This is a genomic window from uncultured Succinivibrio sp. (assembly GCF_902756765.1).
Classification (GTDB): domain Bacteria; phylum Pseudomonadota; class Gammaproteobacteria; order Enterobacterales; family Succinivibrionaceae; genus Succinivibrio.
The window spans coordinates 1-17,748 of sequence record NZ_CACVSS010000011.1; the positions used below are offsets into that span (position 1 = coordinate 1).

Genomic DNA, 17,748 nt, shown 5'->3' on the forward strand with positions numbered 1-17,748 from the left:
TTTAAAGAACTTTTAAAACGCTTGGTTTTATTTGTCGTTGTCGTTCGTGACAACGGAAATGCATTATAGACTTTTTTTATTTAGTGTCAAACATTTTTTATTAGAAGTTTGTCACATTTTAAAACTTTCGCTTATTTATGCGGTTTTTAAAAAATTAAATAGTATATTTTATTTTACAAACAATAAAACAACATAAAAAAAAGAGATTAGAACTTTTCTGCGCTAATCTCTAAATAATGAGGAGAAGATTTAATTAGTTATTAAGCTGCTTTTTTTACTTCCTGATCTTTTGGCAGATCATCGTAAGCATCGATTGCTTTCTTAAATCTGTTCTGAACATCCTCTAACAGATATAGACCTTCGCTGTTAGCCTTTAAGCCTTTTAACTTGATTGGGAAACACTCAGGAGGAGTTTCTAAAGTTAAAGCGGTACGCTCACGTAACTGAGAAGTACTCTGATAAACAATGCTTAGACCAACATATTCCTTGCCATCTTTAGCCTTGAATTTCTCAAGAACAAGCTTTGAGCCAATTGGAGTTTTCTTCTCAATGCTGTTTGGAAGTGAATACTCTTCAACATCCAGTGCTGCTAAAACACTGGCGATATTTGAATCATGACCACAAAGGAAAGTGAACTTACGGGTATTTAAACCAAGCTCTTCACTCATAACCTTCAGCAGAGGATGAGCAACATTTACTGCAACAGAAGGTGCAGTGAAAAGAACATCTCCATAGATATCCTTGATAGAAGCGATAAGCTCCCACTCTTTCTGAGTTAACTTATGACCAAAGCCAGCCTTAACAGGATCTTTTTCTTCATAGTACTGAAGAATAAAGGCATCAGATGCAGAATTTGCTAGCTTTAAAGAGCCCTTCATTGCAGGTTCCTTGTTAATCTCAAGAATAATCTGCAGATCATCGTCTCTAAACTTAGTTAAACCATCTGACTTGGCAACAGGAGAATCCTTCAGATCCAGAGCCTTTTCAATGGTTCTGTACTGAGCAGACATATTCTTACCAATACCCTGAAGTCCGGCATCACCGCCCATGTGACCAATTTCCTTCATTGCCTGATACATGAATTCATTAGAAATAAAGGTTAACTGAGGATTAAATACAGGATCCATCTTTGATGGAGCGAACTTATGTTCGATAGTTACATTAGCAACAGGAAGCATACCTGATGAGAAATACTGAGCTGTTGCAATAGTTCTCTGCATTGAGTTGGCGTAGAAACGCATTTCACCTTCAGCAGGAATATAGTTTTCTGTCATCAGACCTTCAGCTACTAGTCTCTTACAGAAATACTGTCCCATCATAGTTTCAAGCTGACCGCCGCGAAGAGATAGCTCACTAGGACCAGATGTCCAATTAAACCACTTATGAGGGGTAACATTGCCTAATGCAGAACCGTTACCTGATAAAGGAGAACGGATATTGTGACGACTTAAAACCACCATCTCTTCAAGCTGGTATTTATTGCCAAAATCAGCAGGTCTAGATGCATATACAGAACTTGATAATGCAAGCATAGATGCGCACAAGGCAAAAGCCATTGATTTAATCTTCATTGTGTAAACTCCATTATGTCTTTAATTTATTTTTTTTTTCATTGTATAAAAGACTTTATACATGACGAGGAAAAATTTTAAATAATTTCACAGAAATTTCAGTTTAAAAATGAAGAAAATTAGATGGGAGCAAAAAAATATAATATACAATCCACCTAAAGAAGATCTTTATCACTTTTTTTATAAAATTATATTGAACGCGTAAAAATAAGAGAATTGTACAAGAAGAATTTATTTAAGTTTTTCCAGCCATTCATCAACATTTGACTGAATCTCATCAGGACGGAAGCGACGTCCTTCAACAAAATTCAGCGAAGGATAATGAGATCGGAGTTCCTCGAGGTAATTGTAGACAGGAGAACCACCAGATGTAACAAAGACATAGATTTTCTTTCCTTGCAAATTATATTTATCCAGGAAAGTTAAAATTATCTTAGGTGGTTTTCTAAACCATACTGGAGCACCCAGGTAGATCACATCGTACTTTTGTACAATTTTTAAATCATTAGCTATCTCAGGTCTTGCATTACGATCAGTTGACTCTAATATAGCCCTGCAGCTTTCCAGTCTGTAATTAAGGTCATCGGCAGAATAAGGCTGTTTAGGTACAATCTCAAAAAGAGGGGCCTCTTTGGAGTTGGCAATCATTTTACCAACTTCCTTGGTATGCGAATTTGGAGAAAAAACAACCACGGCAGAGGTTACATTAGTAGCCTCTGAATGAGCACTTATCGTTGAAAGTGATATAACAGCAAAAAGAATTGCTATAAGTAGTTTTATGAGTTTGCCTTCAAACATGGTGAACAGCCGTATCTACAGCTACTACAAAAATGTAGTAGCTGTATGGTCTCTTTTGTATATTGGATCACAAAAACAAAAGAATAGTTTTTATTTTATATCAATAGATTATCTATTAATTCAAGTATATTACATACCTCATCGCTTAGCGATGGCGCACATTATAGCAGAAAAAAATGAGAGATTGATCGTTTATTCTCTTATACAATTAAAATTTTTTTACCATGTATCCCTATGAATCTTTTCTTCTTCATAAAGGTCTCGAATTTCCCTTTTATCATCAAGCGGATAACCTAAAGCAATAACTGCTACAGGTATAACATGACTGGACAGTGATAATATTTTCTGAAGAGATAAACACTTTTGTTTCTCTGGATACGCCCCTAGCCAAACACTTCCGATTCCCAAAGCATTAGCTGCCAAAATTATATTCTGAGCAGCAATTGAACTGTCAATAAGCCAGTAACCGTCTTTAGCCAGATAAGCTTTATCACTATCACCACAGACAATAATTCCAACATTAGCCTGTTGAATTGGAGCATAGTAAATTCCGTTTTCAGTGTAAATCTTCTCCAACTGCTCTTTATTTCTGGTTACAATAAATTCAAATGGTCTCATATTTAGAGCACTTGGCCCACTCATACCCGCAGTCAAAACAGTTTTAAGATCCTGCTCTGAAATCTCCTTGTTAGAGAATTCTCTTACACTTTTTCTGGACAGAATACACTCTATAGCATCCATACAAATCACTCCCAGACTAATCCCCTCTGATCATATTATGAGCTTTTTTTTCGCAAATTCTTTTTTCTAAATAAGAAAACATAAGTCACCATCACGAAAAATCCTGGTATAAAGGACACTCCTATGAAGGTTGCGAAAAATGTGCCTCCAACAATTGCGGTTCCAATCGAAATCTGACTGGCAGCACCAGCACCTGTTGCAAACATCAGAGGAAATACACCTAAAAGAAAAGCTACAGATGTCATAACAATAGGTCTGAAACGAATAAATGCGGCTTTTTGCGCACTCTTCATAAGAGACAGACCTCTTAAATTGAATTTATGAGCATATTCAATTAAAAGAATTGCATTCTTACAGGCCAAAGCCCCCGACGTTAACAGACCTATCTGCAGATAGACGTCATTTACAAGAGATCTCATAAATACAAAGACCAAAGCACCTAGAATACCGAAAGGAATAATAAAAATCACTGATACAGGAATAGTCCAGCTTTCATACAAGGCAGCAAGAATCAGAAACACAATCAGAGCAGAAAGAAAGAACAGCTTTGAAGACTGAGCTCCTAAAAGTTTCTCCTGAAAAGACTGCCCCTGCCAGGCATAAGAGTAATTATTAGGATGCTCAGAAACAATTTTGGCAATCATATCCATTGCCTGACCAGAACTAATCCCGCTAACTGGATCACCAGAAATTGGAATAGAAGAGATTCCATTAAAGCGCTGACTCTGTACGGGGCCGTAATCAAATCTTGCTTTTGCCACACTATTGAGAGGAACAAGCTGATCCTGAGAGTTAACAAGATTCATCTTGAATAAATCAGAGAGAGAGGTTCGATACTTTGCATCAGCCTGCACATAAACTCTCTTGATACGGCCTCTATCTAGAAAATCGTTGACATACTTGCCAGCCCAGGCAACAGAAATATTGTTATTTATAACCTCTGGAGACAAGTGATGAGATATAGCCATACTGTCATTAAAGGACATGATAAGCTGAGGAGAATCCGGCATTGAATCAGAACGAACATTGGTAATTACTCCACTCTGATTAGCTGTGGCAACAATTTCATTTATATCTTTTACAAAAGTGTCTCGATCAACACCCATGATATTCTGCACCTGAATACTGAATCCTGCAGAAGGCCCCATGCCACGGACTCCACTTGGCAGAACCACATTGATTCTTGCTGCATCATGATTTTTAAAATGAGCATATGCCCTGTCCTTGATGGCCATGGCTGTATTGTCGGCACCTGGTCGGTCATCCCAGTTTTTAAGCTTTACGAAAACAGAAGCTACAGACTGACCTCTAGATCCGCCTCCGCTGAAGCCAAGCGAAGCCATAATACCGTCAATATTATCCTTTTCATTCTCCTCAAAATAGCTCTGAACCTCATTGGCAACAGCTTTTGTCTGTTTCTGAGAAGCTCCTGCCGGCATAGTAATATTTGCAAAAAGAATTCCCTGATCCTCGGTTGGAAGGAATGAGGAAGGAATAACTTTTACAAGACCAATACTCAGTACAGCAAAAAATACAGAAACCAGAAAACAGACCTTAAGATGCTTCAAAAGATAAGCAACATAAATCAGGAACTTTTCTCTACCTAACTCTAAGAGTCTTACGCCTAAATCAAATTTCTTATAAGGTAATGAGGTATGTGAAAGTCGAGGAACCGGTTTTTTTAGATATTTAGCACACCACGATGGAGTAATAATCAGTGCCACCGCAATTGAAAAAAGCATGGCACTGACAATGCTTACAGAAAACTGTCTATAGATTTTTCCTGTAGCCCCGGAGAAAAAGCCCATTGGAATAAATACCGCGGCGATAACAAGACCAACACCAAATAAAGCTGAAGATATTTCTGACATGGATTTTAAGGCAGCATCTTTTGGGGAAAGCCCCTGCTCTACCATAAGACGGTTGATGTTCTCTACCACCACAATTGCGTCGTCCACCAGCAGACCAATTGAAAGTACAATACCAAACAAGGTAAGAGTATTGATGGAATAACCTAAAAGATAAAGCACACTGAAAGTAGCACTGATAACAATTGGAATGGTCAGACAGACTATCAGGGTCGCTCTTATATCTCTTAAGAAAATCAGAATTACGAGAGCCACCAGAAACAGCGCTTCAGCCAGAGTTTTTAATACTTCATGCAAAGATGCTGTTACAAAAGGAACCGTGTCATAAGGGATGGCATATTTAAGACCTTCAGGCAGATTATGTCTGACACTTTCCAGAAAATCTTCAATTCTCTGCGCAGTTTCAACAGCATTAGCCCCATCAGTAAGATCAATTGAAACTGCAGTTACCGGATAGCCGTTATAGTTACCGGAGAATGTATAACTCTCTCTGCCAAACTCAATTCTTGCCACATCCTTTAAAAATACAGTTGCACCGTTCTCATAGGATTTTAGGACAACCTTTTCAAAATCCTCAATAGAACTGAGCATCTCTCGGGATTTGATGGTGATATTTATAGGTTCGTCATAATCGTTAGGCAAAGCACCAAGCTGTCCGGATGAAATCTGTCGGTTCTGAGAACTTAAGGCATTAACCACATCCTGAGGATTTAGCTTGTACGATGCCATCTTATCCAGATTAAGCCAGATTCTGACAGCAAAAGCCGAACCAAATACCGAAACACTGCCCACTCCGTTAATTCGGCTTAACTGATCCTGCAGCACCGAAACCACAAAATCCGAGATGTCTTCCTGAGACATAGAACCGTCAACACAGTAAAAAGCTATTCGCTGCAGTGTATCCTCAGAAACCTTTCTAACCGAGACTCCATTATCCTGAACAGCCTGAGGAAGTCGGCTCATGATATTCTGCAGTCGGTTCTGAATCTGCATCTGTGCAACATCCGGATCAATTGATGGATCAAAGCTGAAACTGATGTTGGCATCACCCTCGGAGGTTGAGCGGGATGAAAAATAAAGAAGTCCATCCAGACCTGACATCTGCTGTTCCACCACCTGAACAACTGAGTTTTCAATGGTAATGGCAGAGGCACCGTTATATCTTAAGGTTAATCTTACTGAGGGAGGTGCAATATTAGGAAAACGGGCGATCTCAAGATTAGGAACACACAGAAAGCCCATCAGAATAGTAATAAAGGCAACAACGGTTGCAAGAACAGGGCGGTAGATAAAAAAACGACTTAACATCCTCTACTCTCCAGATGCAACCTTTACCTTGATTCCATTTTTTAGCAGTTTCTTTCCGCTGACAACTACCTTATCCCCCTCTGCGAGCCCTGACTTTACAAGGTAATAGCCGTTTACAGACTGGGTTAAATCAACCTGCTGTCTTATAGCTGTATCATCCTTTACTACAAAGACAAAGGTTGTGCCCTTTGGTTCTCTGATAATGGCACTTTCCGGAATGCTCAATGCAGATCTTGCAACACCATAGTCAATAATTGCACTTACGGTCATACCCGGCAGAAGAATATGATCCTCATTATCAAAGATTGCACGAAGAGTCAGGTTTCCAGAATCTTCATTGACAACAACCTCATGGAACTTAAAAGTGCCTTCTTTTACGTATCGATTATCATCTGAAAGAGAAACCTTCACTTTAAAACCATCATGGGGCATGTGAAGTTCGCCATTTTTTAATTTAAGCTGCCATTTTCTAAAGGCATCTGCACTCTGCTGAAGATCTACATATACCTTTGAAATATCTACTACAGAAGTTAGAAGCTCATTCTGGTTCTGAGTTACCAGGGCCCCCTTGGTAACATTTGATTTGCCTACGATACCATCTATAGGAGAGAGGACTCTTGTATATTCAAGATTAAGCTTTGCATCTTCAAAATTTGCAAGAGAAATTTTCTGCTGAGCAAGAGCTTCAGCGTATTCTGATTTTACATTTTCCAACTCCTGATTACTTACCGAGTTGGTTTTCTGAAGATTTCGGTATCTATCCAGCTTAATTTTAACCAGATTGAACTTGGCACAGTATTTCTGGTATTCTGCCTCAGTGTAGTTATATCGATTTTTAAAAGGACGGTCATCAATCTGATATAGGGGCTGCCCTTTTTTTACAGTCTCCCCTCCGGAGAAAAGCTGATCTCGAATAATTCCGCTGATCTGTGGTCTGATATCAGCACTTTCATAAGCTCTCACGCTACCGTTCAGATGGGCAACGAGAGACACATCTTTTTTTTCGAGGCTTACAACCTTAACCTCAATTTCATTTGTGCCACTGTTTTTATTATTCTGATAATCTCTGCAGCCAAAGCTGAATACAGAAGCAAAAAACAAAGCACACACTATATATCTTTTCACAATGGCATCTCAAAACATTATTCACATTGTTAGAATATCGAAAATAGAAGAAACTTAGTTCTAGATTTGTTATTTTTTATAAAAATTAATGCTCATTGTCACAAAACAGCTAATTTAACTACAAAACTCTCCAATAATAAATTAAAATTTAAATGTAGTTACAATTATTCATCTTGAATAAAAAAAAACAGATAAATAATTCAAATAAAATTCACAATTCAGGTATGTGATGATACGGTTTAGATTTGGGGAGAATTAAAATGTCAGATAAACTGGATATCAATAATATTAACATCGGCCCAATTATTCCTCAGGATAATGAAATCAAAGTTCAGGATAACAAAGTTCCTGAGAATCTGGAGAACGCAAAGTTAAACAATCCTCCTCCAGTTGAAAAGCCTGAGCTACCAGAATCTCCTGTTGAACTTAGAAAGCAGATTGACAAGATTGTAGCTACAGAACTGAGCCCTTTTGCTGCTAGTATCGCTAACAGTGCTTTTGAAGTACTAAAAGCAGGTGTCGAACTCGAAGAAATTAAAGCAAATATTGAGAGAGCAAAAAAAGATTCTGACGATTTGAGAGAACAGCGTAAGTTAAATCAGAAAGAATATGAGAAAATACTACAGCTGTTGCATATGGCTGTAAAAGAAAGAGAACAGATTTCTATAGGTAAGATGCCTGTAATCAGGAATGAGACAGATCTTACCGACTTTGTAAGACTTCAGCTTAAAAATGATGTTTCAAGAGGTTCTGCAGTTAAGACATCTGAAGCAATGGACAATGAAAATATCAAACGCGATGTCTATGAGTTTAAGGGGCTGGTTTTCAGAGCTGATAATCGTTCTCCTGACGAAATCAAGCAGGCAGGAGGTTTCTTATCTCGTGAAGATCTGAGTGCTCCTGATAAAAAGACAGAGGCAATGGGATTAGGATTGACAAAAGGTGCCACCGGTCGATGTGGAGTTTCATCTGCAGATAATATTCACTGCTGCATGAATTATCTGACAGATCCTAAAGGACGAATTTATATTATAGACACAAACAAACTTGATGAAGGTGAGCATTCCTATTCAATGAAGGATATTCTTCTGAAGAACAAGCTGAAGAATATTGATGAAACAGGTGGAGAAGTAAACATTACAAAAATCCGTCCAAGTGCAATCATGGGCTGGATCCAGCTTCCAGAGGGAATGATGGCTGTTAATAATACTGGTATCACTTTGGATCAGATTGCGATTGGAATCGACACCGGAGAGGTTAAGATAGAACTCAATAAGAATTATGTTTAATAAGGAAAATAATTTTGTATCACTGATTGATACATTAGGTTCCAGACTGAAGGTCTCTATCATTATGAGTCCGCAGAACACCTGCTGTCTCATCTTTGATAGAGATCCTGTCAATTTTGAAATCAGAGATAATGTCTTATACATCTACGCTCCAATCATTTCTGCAGAAAACTGCGACAGTAAGGTACTGTACGGAATGCTGCAGGAAAATCATTTAGGGGATGTATTTACAAGCATTAGTCCTGCGACTGAAGATCTTTGTCTGAATATGGTCGTAACCTATGAGTGTGAATATGAACTCTTTGAGAAGAATTTGTCTTATTTTGTAAGCAAATTAAGGGAGCTCAAAGAAAGAGTTAAAGGAAATTCCTTTGATACAAATGATAAAAAGGAAACTTCAACTCAATCAGTTAAAGACATGATGGTTACAGCATTGTCTGTCTAGAACTACAAAAAGCCTCTAATAATTGCATCCAACATTAGTTGGGTGTCGGAGGGGGTGTCATCTTTTCTCTTCAAAAGAAATGTTCTTATATTGGCTTATATACTCAAGTTGACCTGCTCCCCATGGCTACAAGGGGTCTTCCGGCGGCAAAGATAACTCAAAAAAAAGAGTCTCATTTTCTCAAACAAGACTCCTTTCTTCAGATAGCTGTGAGACTATCTACTATTCCCATTCAATAGTTGCTGGTGGTTTTCCAGAAATATCATAGACTACACGGGAAATACCGTTAATCTCATTGATGATTCTGTTAGAGATATGGCCCAACAGATCATATGGAAGTTCTGCCCACTTTGCAGTCATAAAATCGATGGTCTTTACAGCTCTTAAAGATACTACGAAGTCATAGCTACGGTGATCGCCCATAACACCAACGGCTCTTACTGGAAGGAATACAGTGAATGCTTGGCTTACCTTCTGATACCAGCCGGTCTTGTTTAGTTCTTCCATAAAGATTGCATCAGCACGTCTTAGAAGATCAAGATACTCTTTCTTAACCTCACCTAGAACTCTAACACCTAAGCCAGGACCTGGGAAAGGATGACGCATTACCATGCTCTCAGGAAGGCCTAACGCAATACCGATACGTCTTACTTCATCCTTGAAAAGCTCACGTAATGGCTCAACCAGCTTGAACTTAAGATCATCTGGAAGACCGCCAACGTTGTGGTGAGACTTTATAACATGAGCCTTTCCTGATTTTGCAGCAGCAGATTCAATAACATCTGGGTAAATAGTACCCTGAGCAAGGAACTCAACATCATCAAGTTTTCTTGCCTCATCAGCAAACACATCAATAAAAGTCTTGCCGATTGCCTTACGCTTTAACTCAGGATCAGAAATCCCCTTTAAAGCTTCAAGGAATCTGTCTGATGCATCGGCATATACAAAGTTAAGATCCATAGGCTCAAACATCTGCTTAACCTGCTGACCTTCGTTCAGTCTTAGAAGACCGTTATCAACGAATACACAGGTCAGCTGTTTACCGATTGCTTTCTGCAGCAGCAAGGCGGTAACAGATGAATCAACACCGCCTGAAAGACCTAATAAAACCTTCTTGTCACCAACCTGCTCACGGATTCTGGCAACAGCGTCATCGATAATTGCGCTAGGAGACCACAGCCCATGCAGACCGCATACATTTAAAGCAAAGCGCTTTAACATCTCAGCGCCCTGAACAGAGTGTGTTACCTCTGGGTGGAACTGTACACCGTAGAACTGCTTCTCTGCATTATATACAGCGGCATATGGGCAGGTGTCAGTGCTGCCTACGGTTACGAAGCCCTCAGGAATTGAGGTTACCTTGTCACCGTGTGACATCCACACATCAAGCTTTTTCTCACCGACATGGTCAGTCAGACCATCAAAAAGAGGACAAGCTGCCTTTACTTCAACAGTAGCATGGCCATATTCTCTCTTGCTTGAGCCCTGAACGGTACCTCCTAACTGGACAGTCATAGTCTGAAGACCGTAACAGATACCTAAAACAGGAACACCAGCCTCAAATACCCAAGAAGGAGCACGAGGAGAGTTGTCCTCAGTAGTAGACTCAGGGCTTCCAGAAAGAATAATACCCTGAGCATTGAAATCTTTAATTAAGCTTAAATCAGCATCAAATGGATAGATTTCGCAGTATACACCGATTTCACGGATACGACGGGCAATCAGCTGAGTTACCTGGGAACCGAAATCTAGGATGAGGATTTTTTCAGAATGTATGTTCTGTGAAGACATATTTACTACTCTTGTTGAGATTATCCTGTAAGCTGAATAAATCAAAGATATTACAGGACCATAAATGAAAAAGCACCTTAGTATTATACATCAGGTGCTCTGTTTTTTAACGTTTCTTATACGTGGCTCTGATAATTAGGAGCTTCCTTGGTGATTGAAACGTCGTGAACATGTGACTCGCTGAAGCCTGCTGAGGTGATGCGAACAAACTGAGCCTTAGTACGCAGCTCGTCAATTGTTGCACAGCCGGTCAGCCCCATTGCAGAACGCAGACCTCCCATCTGCTGATGAATAATGCCCTTTAGCATACCCTTATAGGCTACACGACCTTCGATACCTTCAGGAACAAGCTTGTCAGCAGCATTGTCAGACTGGAAATAACGGTCTGCAGAACCTTTTGACATTGCAGCAAGAGAACCCATGCCACGATATGACTTGAATGAACGGCCCTGATAGATTTCAATCTCACCAGGAGCTTCCTCAGTACCAGCAAACATTGAACCAACCATTACACAGTTGGCACCTGCAGCCAGAGCCTTGGCAATATCACCAGAATAACGGATACCACCGTCAGCGATAACAGTTACATCTGAGCCCTTTAGAGCATCAACAGCATTTGATACTGCAGTCATCTGAGGAACACCGCAACCGGTAACAATACGGGTGGTACAGATAGAACCAGGACCGATACCTACCTTAACAGCATTAACACCAGCCTCAGCTAATGCCAGAGCACCAGCTGCTGTTGCAACGTTACCACCGATGATTGGCAGTTCAGGGTATTCCTTGCGAAGCCACTTTAATCTGTCCAGAACGCCCTGTGAGTGACCGTGTGAAGAGTCAACTAAAAGAACGTCTACACCTGCTTCAACAAGGGCCTTTGCTCTTTCCTCATTACCTGCGCCGGCACCAATAGCACCACCAACACGAAGTCTGCCCATTGCATCCTTACATGCATTTGGTTTGTTTGAGGATTTCTGGAAATCCTTAACAGTAATTAGACCTTTTAACTTGAATGTAGAATCAACAACTAAAACTTTTTCAATTCTATGTTTCTGCATTAAAGCCTGAACATTCTCACGAGACTCATTTTCACGAACTGTAACCAGTCTGTCCTTTGGAGTCATTACCTCGTGAACCTTAACATCAAGCTTGGTTAGGAATCTGGTATCACGGCCAGTGATGATACCTAGAAGATTCTCTTTCTCATCAACTACGGGGAATCCATTGAAACCGCATTTTGCAGCCAGCTGCAGAACCTCACGAATGGTTGCCTCAGGGTGAACGGTAACAGGTTTGGTTACCATACCGTTTTCATAACGTTTTACTCTGGCGATTTCCTGAGCCTGGCGCTCAATTGACATGTTTTTGTGAATAAAGCCAATGCCGCCTTCCTGAGCTAAAGCAATTGCCAGATTGGATTCTGTAACAGTATCCATTGCTGCAGAGATCATTGGAATATTCAGCTGAATATTGGAGGTCAGTCTGGTACGAAGATCAGCAGTATTTGGTAAAACAGTTGAGTGTGCTGGGACTAACAGAACGTCATCGTATGTTAGAGCCTCTTCCATAATGCGTAACATAAAATCCTCCTAAAAAAAATTTGTGTGATTATACTCTAAAATAACTTATTAGTATCAGTTATATCTATATTTTTTATATATTTGATTTACAGAGCATTTTTTCTTCCAAAATAGTGCAACACAATTGTGGTTGCGACTCTCTAACTGAAATTTCAGATTATAGAGCTTAATCACAGGAGGAATTAAGACAGACTAATGCTGTAAAGGAGATTTTTCACGCGCTCAGGACACAAACTTTTTTTTGCAGAAACAAAATAGCCTGAACACACCGAAGTCTGCTCAGGCTTAATCAAGAACAAAATATGATTGTTAGAAAATACGATCCTTGTATATCAGGATTAGGTATTATTTGCACTAATCATAGTTAAGATAGCATCAAAAGTAGCTGAGATACCAACCTTGGTAGCAGTCGATATAGGCTTACTCTTTCCTACCTCATTCATAACCTTCATAAAGGAAGGCATTTCTGTACTACTCTTGATAATCGTATCCTTAAAGTTCTGTTCATAGGCATAAAGATCAGCTCTCAGGATTTCATCGAGTTTATCTGCAACAGCCTGAACATTAACAAATGATGGGTCAAACTCATACATTTCGATTTCACGTCTTAAACGATTAAAGTAAGGGGCAATACAGACGTTGTATTCATCAGTGTCAGGTTTGCCTTTTTTAACATTATCGAGGTGCTCGGCCATAATGCGTTGTACCTCTGGATAGAAATGATAGTTTGGCTCATCAGACATATATCCAGGCACACTACTGAAGTTGCCGTCATTATCAAGCTCATTACGCAGCATATTTATCTGATCAAGCTCAGTCTGAATCGTATCTGCATCAACAAGAGACTGCTTTCCGATGTTTTTTCTGGTGTAATACAGGCAGCGGCCTGCAAAATCTAGTGGATAATACTGCTTGGTTCCACCCACTGGATTTCCAGCCATTCTGGACATGGTGGCAGCTACCTTTTTAATCATATCATTTACCTGCTCTATGGAGTTATTCAGTCTCAGCTGACACTGAGAGAACTTGAATAAAGCAGGAGGAATCTCAATACCCATATTGGAGATTTTGTTGATACATACGCCTAGCATTGCACCCACATCATCCATGGTACCTAAGGCTATAACCTCCTTAACAACATCCTCAATAGCAGCTCTGTTCTCATTGAACTTTGCCTTTCCTTCCGGCGTTAAAAGAGCTTCAAAGGAAGAATAGAAACGCTCTGGTTTCTTGAACATCAGTGCTGCCATGGTTTTGAAGATATTCTTCTGCTCATCTGAGGTCATCTGTGTGGTATTACCAAAGTCAATCATGGTCATCTCACGAGTGGAGCTGTCATACATGATATTTCCTGAATGCAGATCTCCATGATAGAAGCCTCCATCATACAGAGCCTGAGTTACCCACACACGGGTCATATCAGTCAGAGATTTCTGACATTCAACTAGTTCTTTGTAGATAGCGTTAAGCTCATTACGCTTGCTGATGTAATCCTGCAAAGTGTCTACATGCTTGAAGGCAGGTTCGTTAATAGCCTCGGAAGAGTTATATATCGTCTTCATGACAGGTTCTTTAACTTTAAAAGTCTTACCTGTTACAGGATCTGTCTTTTCAACCTCCTGCATAACGATATTAGGTTCAGTGATTGCGTCAAGCTTCTTGGTAATGCCGTTCAGATAGTTGGACACAGTCTGTCCCTTTGCAAGATTCTGCATCATCACAGAATTTGTTGAATGAACCTTACCGTTAAGGGTTGCACTCTTTACCTTTGAATATGGGGTATTGTTATAGCAGTTTGCTTTCTTGGTATTCTCTGACTCCTCTCTTAAGTCCATCTCGGCTAAGATACTGTCCAGCTGTCCCTTGAAAGTCTGCTCCATACCATCCTTATACTCACGTGCAACACCTAAGAAAATATCCTTTTCACGTTCTGCACGATTCTTGATGTCAGGTTTAATCATCTTCACCACACAGTCCTCTACAAATGGACTCTGATCAGAGTAAACCTTAACTAAGAAAGCCTGACCTACAGAGGCTGAACCCAGAGATTTAACAACCTCAATAGATTTAACCGCGCCATTTGACTTCTCGACCATCTCCTGAAGCTGAGCCAGAACAACCTTATCAGGAATAGGAGCCAGATTACACTTGGTATCTGCCAGAGCCTTCTTCAGATCTGCAAGGATCTGCTTGCTCTGAGGATCGGTATCACTTGATGGCTCAGGAACAGGAATTGCCTGCAGAACCTTCTGCATAATTGGACCAACACCCTTAATCAGAGCACCAAGCTTGGCACCGTAGGAATCTGAACCTTTAGAGTAACGGACAAGGGAGGCAATCATATGATTTCTGTCCTTCGTATCCACACTCACAAAGTATCGAGCCAGAGTATTTCTTATAAAACGTCCGTAACCGCTGTTCATAGAGAAACTGTCCGCAGCCATATCAGACAGCTTGTTCTTCTTTTCCTCGGCAGTCATCTCAGAGACCGGTTTTTCGGTATTCACGACTTTTACAAAGCGGCTAGGCTCTGAATTTGCAATATAAGGAGCACGATCCATAGCTTCCCTAATATCACTTATAAAGGTCTCGATCTTGACATCCTCGGCATTGAATTTCTTTGGCTGACCTATAGCTAAAAGACGACTGTTTTCCTCTGACATGTTTAACATAGCCAGCTTGTCATTTAAGCCCTTCTTTTCCTTAATCAGCTTATTGAGAGCCGCATTTTCGGTTACATCTCTGTATTTGATAAGCTTGGTTAGCTCCTCATCAGAGCAGTCGACAAGCTTTTTGTTTTCAAGGGTAGCATTTATCTGCAATGCATTCTTAAGCTCAGTGCTCAGCTGCTTTACAAGATCATCAATGCTGTTTTTTCCGGTCTCAGGATCTGCAAAGAACTTCTTGGTTTCATCGAGCTTTACAGGATCACACAGAGACAGGAACTTAGCGATATCCTTGTTATAGGCGGTACCGTCAAGATGATTCTTTAAAGTTAAATAAAGAACAGAGGTATCCTTGGTGTCATTAATAGCGTTTTCTTCGAGCTTCATAAGTTCAACCGTATCGGTCTTATAGCCGTTGAGAACACTGAGCTTTGGATGAGTAAGAAGCTTATGAACCAGATCAGGTGCCAGCTCCTCTCTCTTTTCTGCAGAGGATTCCTTGAATTGCTTTATTTCATCAGCAAGAGCACTGTCAGCCTTGCACAGCATCTCAATCTGAGGATTCTTCATGAAGTTTACATGCTCAAGGAGCATCTCCTGTACCTTCAAGCAGTCATCAGTATTTTCAGGATCCATATCGACAAAACGTTCTTTTCCTTTGACAACCCCAAGAGTCTTATCAATCTCATCGCAGATCTTCATCAGATAGACATTCATGGTGTCCTGGAACATTTCCGTACCCTTGCCCAGAACTTCTTCCATCTGACCATATACTTTGGTAAGCGCATCGTCTGGCACAAATGCTGTCATTAGGGTCAGTTTTCCTAAAAAAGCCAGCTTGTTGAACAGGAAAAAGGTACTGTTAGGATCCTTTGGAATGCCGTCGATTGTCTTTTTAAGTTGAGCCTTGACATCTGGGTCAAGATCTTTGAACTCAGGCAGATCCAGAGTATTCGGATCATGCATTAACTGCTTGAGTTTTTCTCCGGTGTCTTCAGTTTTGAACTCTTTGATACTATCTAGGAATTTGTTTAAAGGTTCTACAATTAATGGCTCAACATTAAGCACCAGCTCAGGTTTGATTAAAAGATCCGCAATGGTATTAAGATGCTTTGCAAAGACCATTCTCATGTGAGTAGCATTAGCCTTCGCAGATTTCACGTCTGACTTCCAGCTCTCACTGTCGGAGATAAGATCAGCAACAAGATTTCTGACTTCCTTCTCTGTGGTTTTCAGAGGCCCTTTCTCGGACTCCTTCTTTGGCTCTTCAAGCTCAGCAGGAGCTGTATAGGAAATCTTTACCTTGATATCTTCTGGTTTGCCGCTTTTCTGAAGATTCTCGAAATGGGTGATCATTTCATTGACTTCAGGGCTGTTGGTCTGATTGTACAGGCCCATTTCCTTTGAGAAGGCAAAGTAATAGTCAAAAGCCTCTTTATCGTCCTTGTAACGTCCGTCAACGGCAGTCATGCCCATACGGTACATCAGATCTAAAGGCACATCGTTAAAGGAGGTAGGGTCAGCACCGGTAGCAGCACAGATTGCATTTATACAAAGCTCTCGTGCCTGTCCTCCTAGCTCTGCAGAATCCAGCTTGGCATTTCCATTTTCATCCAGATTTCTAGAGATGGAGTTTTTCATAACATCCTGAGCATTCTCTCTTCCGTACAGCTCAGGATTACTTACAATATCATTTTCAAAACGACGAATTAGTTCCTGAAGTTTAAATGGAACTTCAAGCTCCTGACGACCATCTCGTCCGGTGATGGTTACGCTTATTTTTCCAGACTGTGCATCCGGACGCTTGATTTCGATATTAAGTTTTTCTGAATCTTTTGACAGCTCAAAAGTTGAGCTAGTCTTTGTTGGATTGTTGGCCAAATCACGAAGGTTCTTGTATAGCTCATTGGTATCTGAAACAAGTGTCTTTGCCGTCTCACTTTTGGTTCTTTCAATACTTGACTTAGCAGCACCAAAGGAAAAGATGCTCTTTACCCAGTCAAAAATTGAAAAGCTCTTTTTCTCGGTAATATTCTTTGAGGCAATTGCGTCATTCTTGGTTAAAAGATCTACTGCAAACTGTGATCTCAAGTGTAAGTCATTTACTGCGTCTACCATAATCACAACCTTATTAGCTATTTAAAATATTAGAAACTCTTCTTTTTAGTATAAACATTCTTTAGCACTACATTATTTAAAGTTTTTGTAATTGTGACATGAGACTGATTATTTATTTAAGAGTTCACAGAATATAGATATAAGGTTTGAAGAAACTAGCTCTTTTCCAAAATATACAAGGTGTTATATTACAGCCTTTATGTTTGAAGTTTTCAAAAAAAGAAAGCTTCAAAGTCATCAATAGTCGCATACTCTGAGTCAAATTCCAGACCAGGAATTCTGGACACAGGATGAGTTATAGGCTAAAGAATGTCATCTAACACCTTATTTTCAAGAGAATTGATAACACTGTTTACCGTCACACCAGGAGCCTTTTCAATAATCAGAACATCCGGAGATTGCTATCTCCTGTTCCTCAGAGCGTAGACCTAGCATTTCAGAGGAC

At 40.0% G+C, this 17,748-nt stretch carries 10 protein-coding genes; 2 read left to right on the forward strand and 8 right to left on the reverse strand.

The genetic code is table 11. From position 1 onward, the window contains the following. Window positions 1-260: 260 nt before the first annotated feature. From QZU45_RS02905 to QZU45_RS02925, 5 genes are all read right to left on the reverse strand, one after another. Complete coding sequence (locus QZU45_RS02905) at window positions 261-1,571, reverse strand: histidine-type phosphatase (RefSeq protein WP_295351360.1); 1,311 nt, start codon at window positions 1,569-1,571, stop codon at window positions 261-263. A gap of 231 nt (window positions 1,572-1,802) precedes the next feature. Beyond that, window positions 1,803-2,369 carry a flavodoxin gene (locus tag QZU45_RS02910; protein ID WP_295351363.1) on the reverse strand — a complete coding sequence of 189 codons (567 nt, stop codon included), beginning with the start codon at window positions 2,367-2,369 and terminating at the stop codon, window positions 1,803-1,805. Between the two features lie 219 nt (window positions 2,370-2,588). Continuing rightward, window positions 2,589-3,110, reverse strand: a complete 522-nt coding sequence (locus QZU45_RS02915; RefSeq protein ID WP_295351366.1) for a nitroreductase family protein — start codon at window positions 3,108-3,110, stop codon at window positions 2,589-2,591. Between the two features lie 35 nt (window positions 3,111-3,145). Beyond that, complete coding sequence (locus QZU45_RS02920) at window positions 3,146-6,286, reverse strand: efflux RND transporter permease subunit (RefSeq protein ID WP_295351369.1); 3,141 nt, start codon at window positions 6,284-6,286, stop codon at window positions 3,146-3,148. Window positions 6,287-6,289: 3 nt separating this feature from the next. Next, window positions 6,290-7,411 (reverse strand): efflux RND transporter periplasmic adaptor subunit, encoded by a 1,122-nt coding sequence (locus QZU45_RS02925; RefSeq protein ID WP_295351371.1) that lies wholly within the window; start codon window positions 7,409-7,411, stop codon window positions 6,290-6,292. Window positions 7,412-7,671: 260 nt separating this feature from the next. Here QZU45_RS02925 and QZU45_RS02930 point away from each other — a divergent pair, with 260 nt between their 5' ends. After that, window positions 7,672-8,700 (forward strand): hypothetical protein, encoded by a 1,029-nt coding sequence (locus QZU45_RS02930; RefSeq protein ID WP_295351374.1) that lies wholly within the window; start codon window positions 7,672-7,674, stop codon window positions 8,698-8,700. After that, on the forward strand, window positions 8,693-9,145 hold the full coding sequence (locus QZU45_RS02935; RefSeq protein ID WP_295351376.1) for a hypothetical protein: 453 nt from the start codon (window positions 8,693-8,695) through the stop codon (window positions 9,143-9,145). The genes QZU45_RS02930 and QZU45_RS02935 overlap by 8 nt, the downstream gene beginning before the upstream one ends. Window positions 9,146-9,367: 222 nt before the next feature. Here the strand turns inward: QZU45_RS02935 and guaA are convergent, their stop codons facing one another. The 3 genes from guaA to QZU45_RS02950 all read right to left on the reverse strand — a co-directional run bounded on the left by guaA (window position 9,368) and on the right by QZU45_RS02950 (window position 17,303). Next, the gene (gene guaA, locus QZU45_RS02940; RefSeq protein ID WP_295351379.1) at window positions 9,368-10,936 is read right to left on the reverse strand and encodes a glutamine-hydrolyzing GMP synthase; all 1,569 of its coding nucleotides are present in this window, start codon (window positions 10,934-10,936) and stop codon (window positions 9,368-9,370) included. Between the two features lie 116 nt (window positions 10,937-11,052). Then, window positions 11,053-12,519 carry an IMP dehydrogenase gene (gene guaB, locus QZU45_RS02945; RefSeq protein WP_295351382.1) on the reverse strand — a complete coding sequence of 489 codons (1,467 nt, stop codon included), beginning with the start codon at window positions 12,517-12,519 and terminating at the stop codon, window positions 11,053-11,055. 338 nt (window positions 12,520-12,857) lie between these two features. Further along, window positions 12,858-17,303, reverse strand: coding sequence for an AarF/UbiB family protein (locus QZU45_RS02950; protein WP_295351385.1), 4,446 nt, complete (start codon window positions 17,301-17,303; stop codon window positions 12,858-12,860). Window positions 17,304-17,748 lie beyond the last annotated feature (445 nt).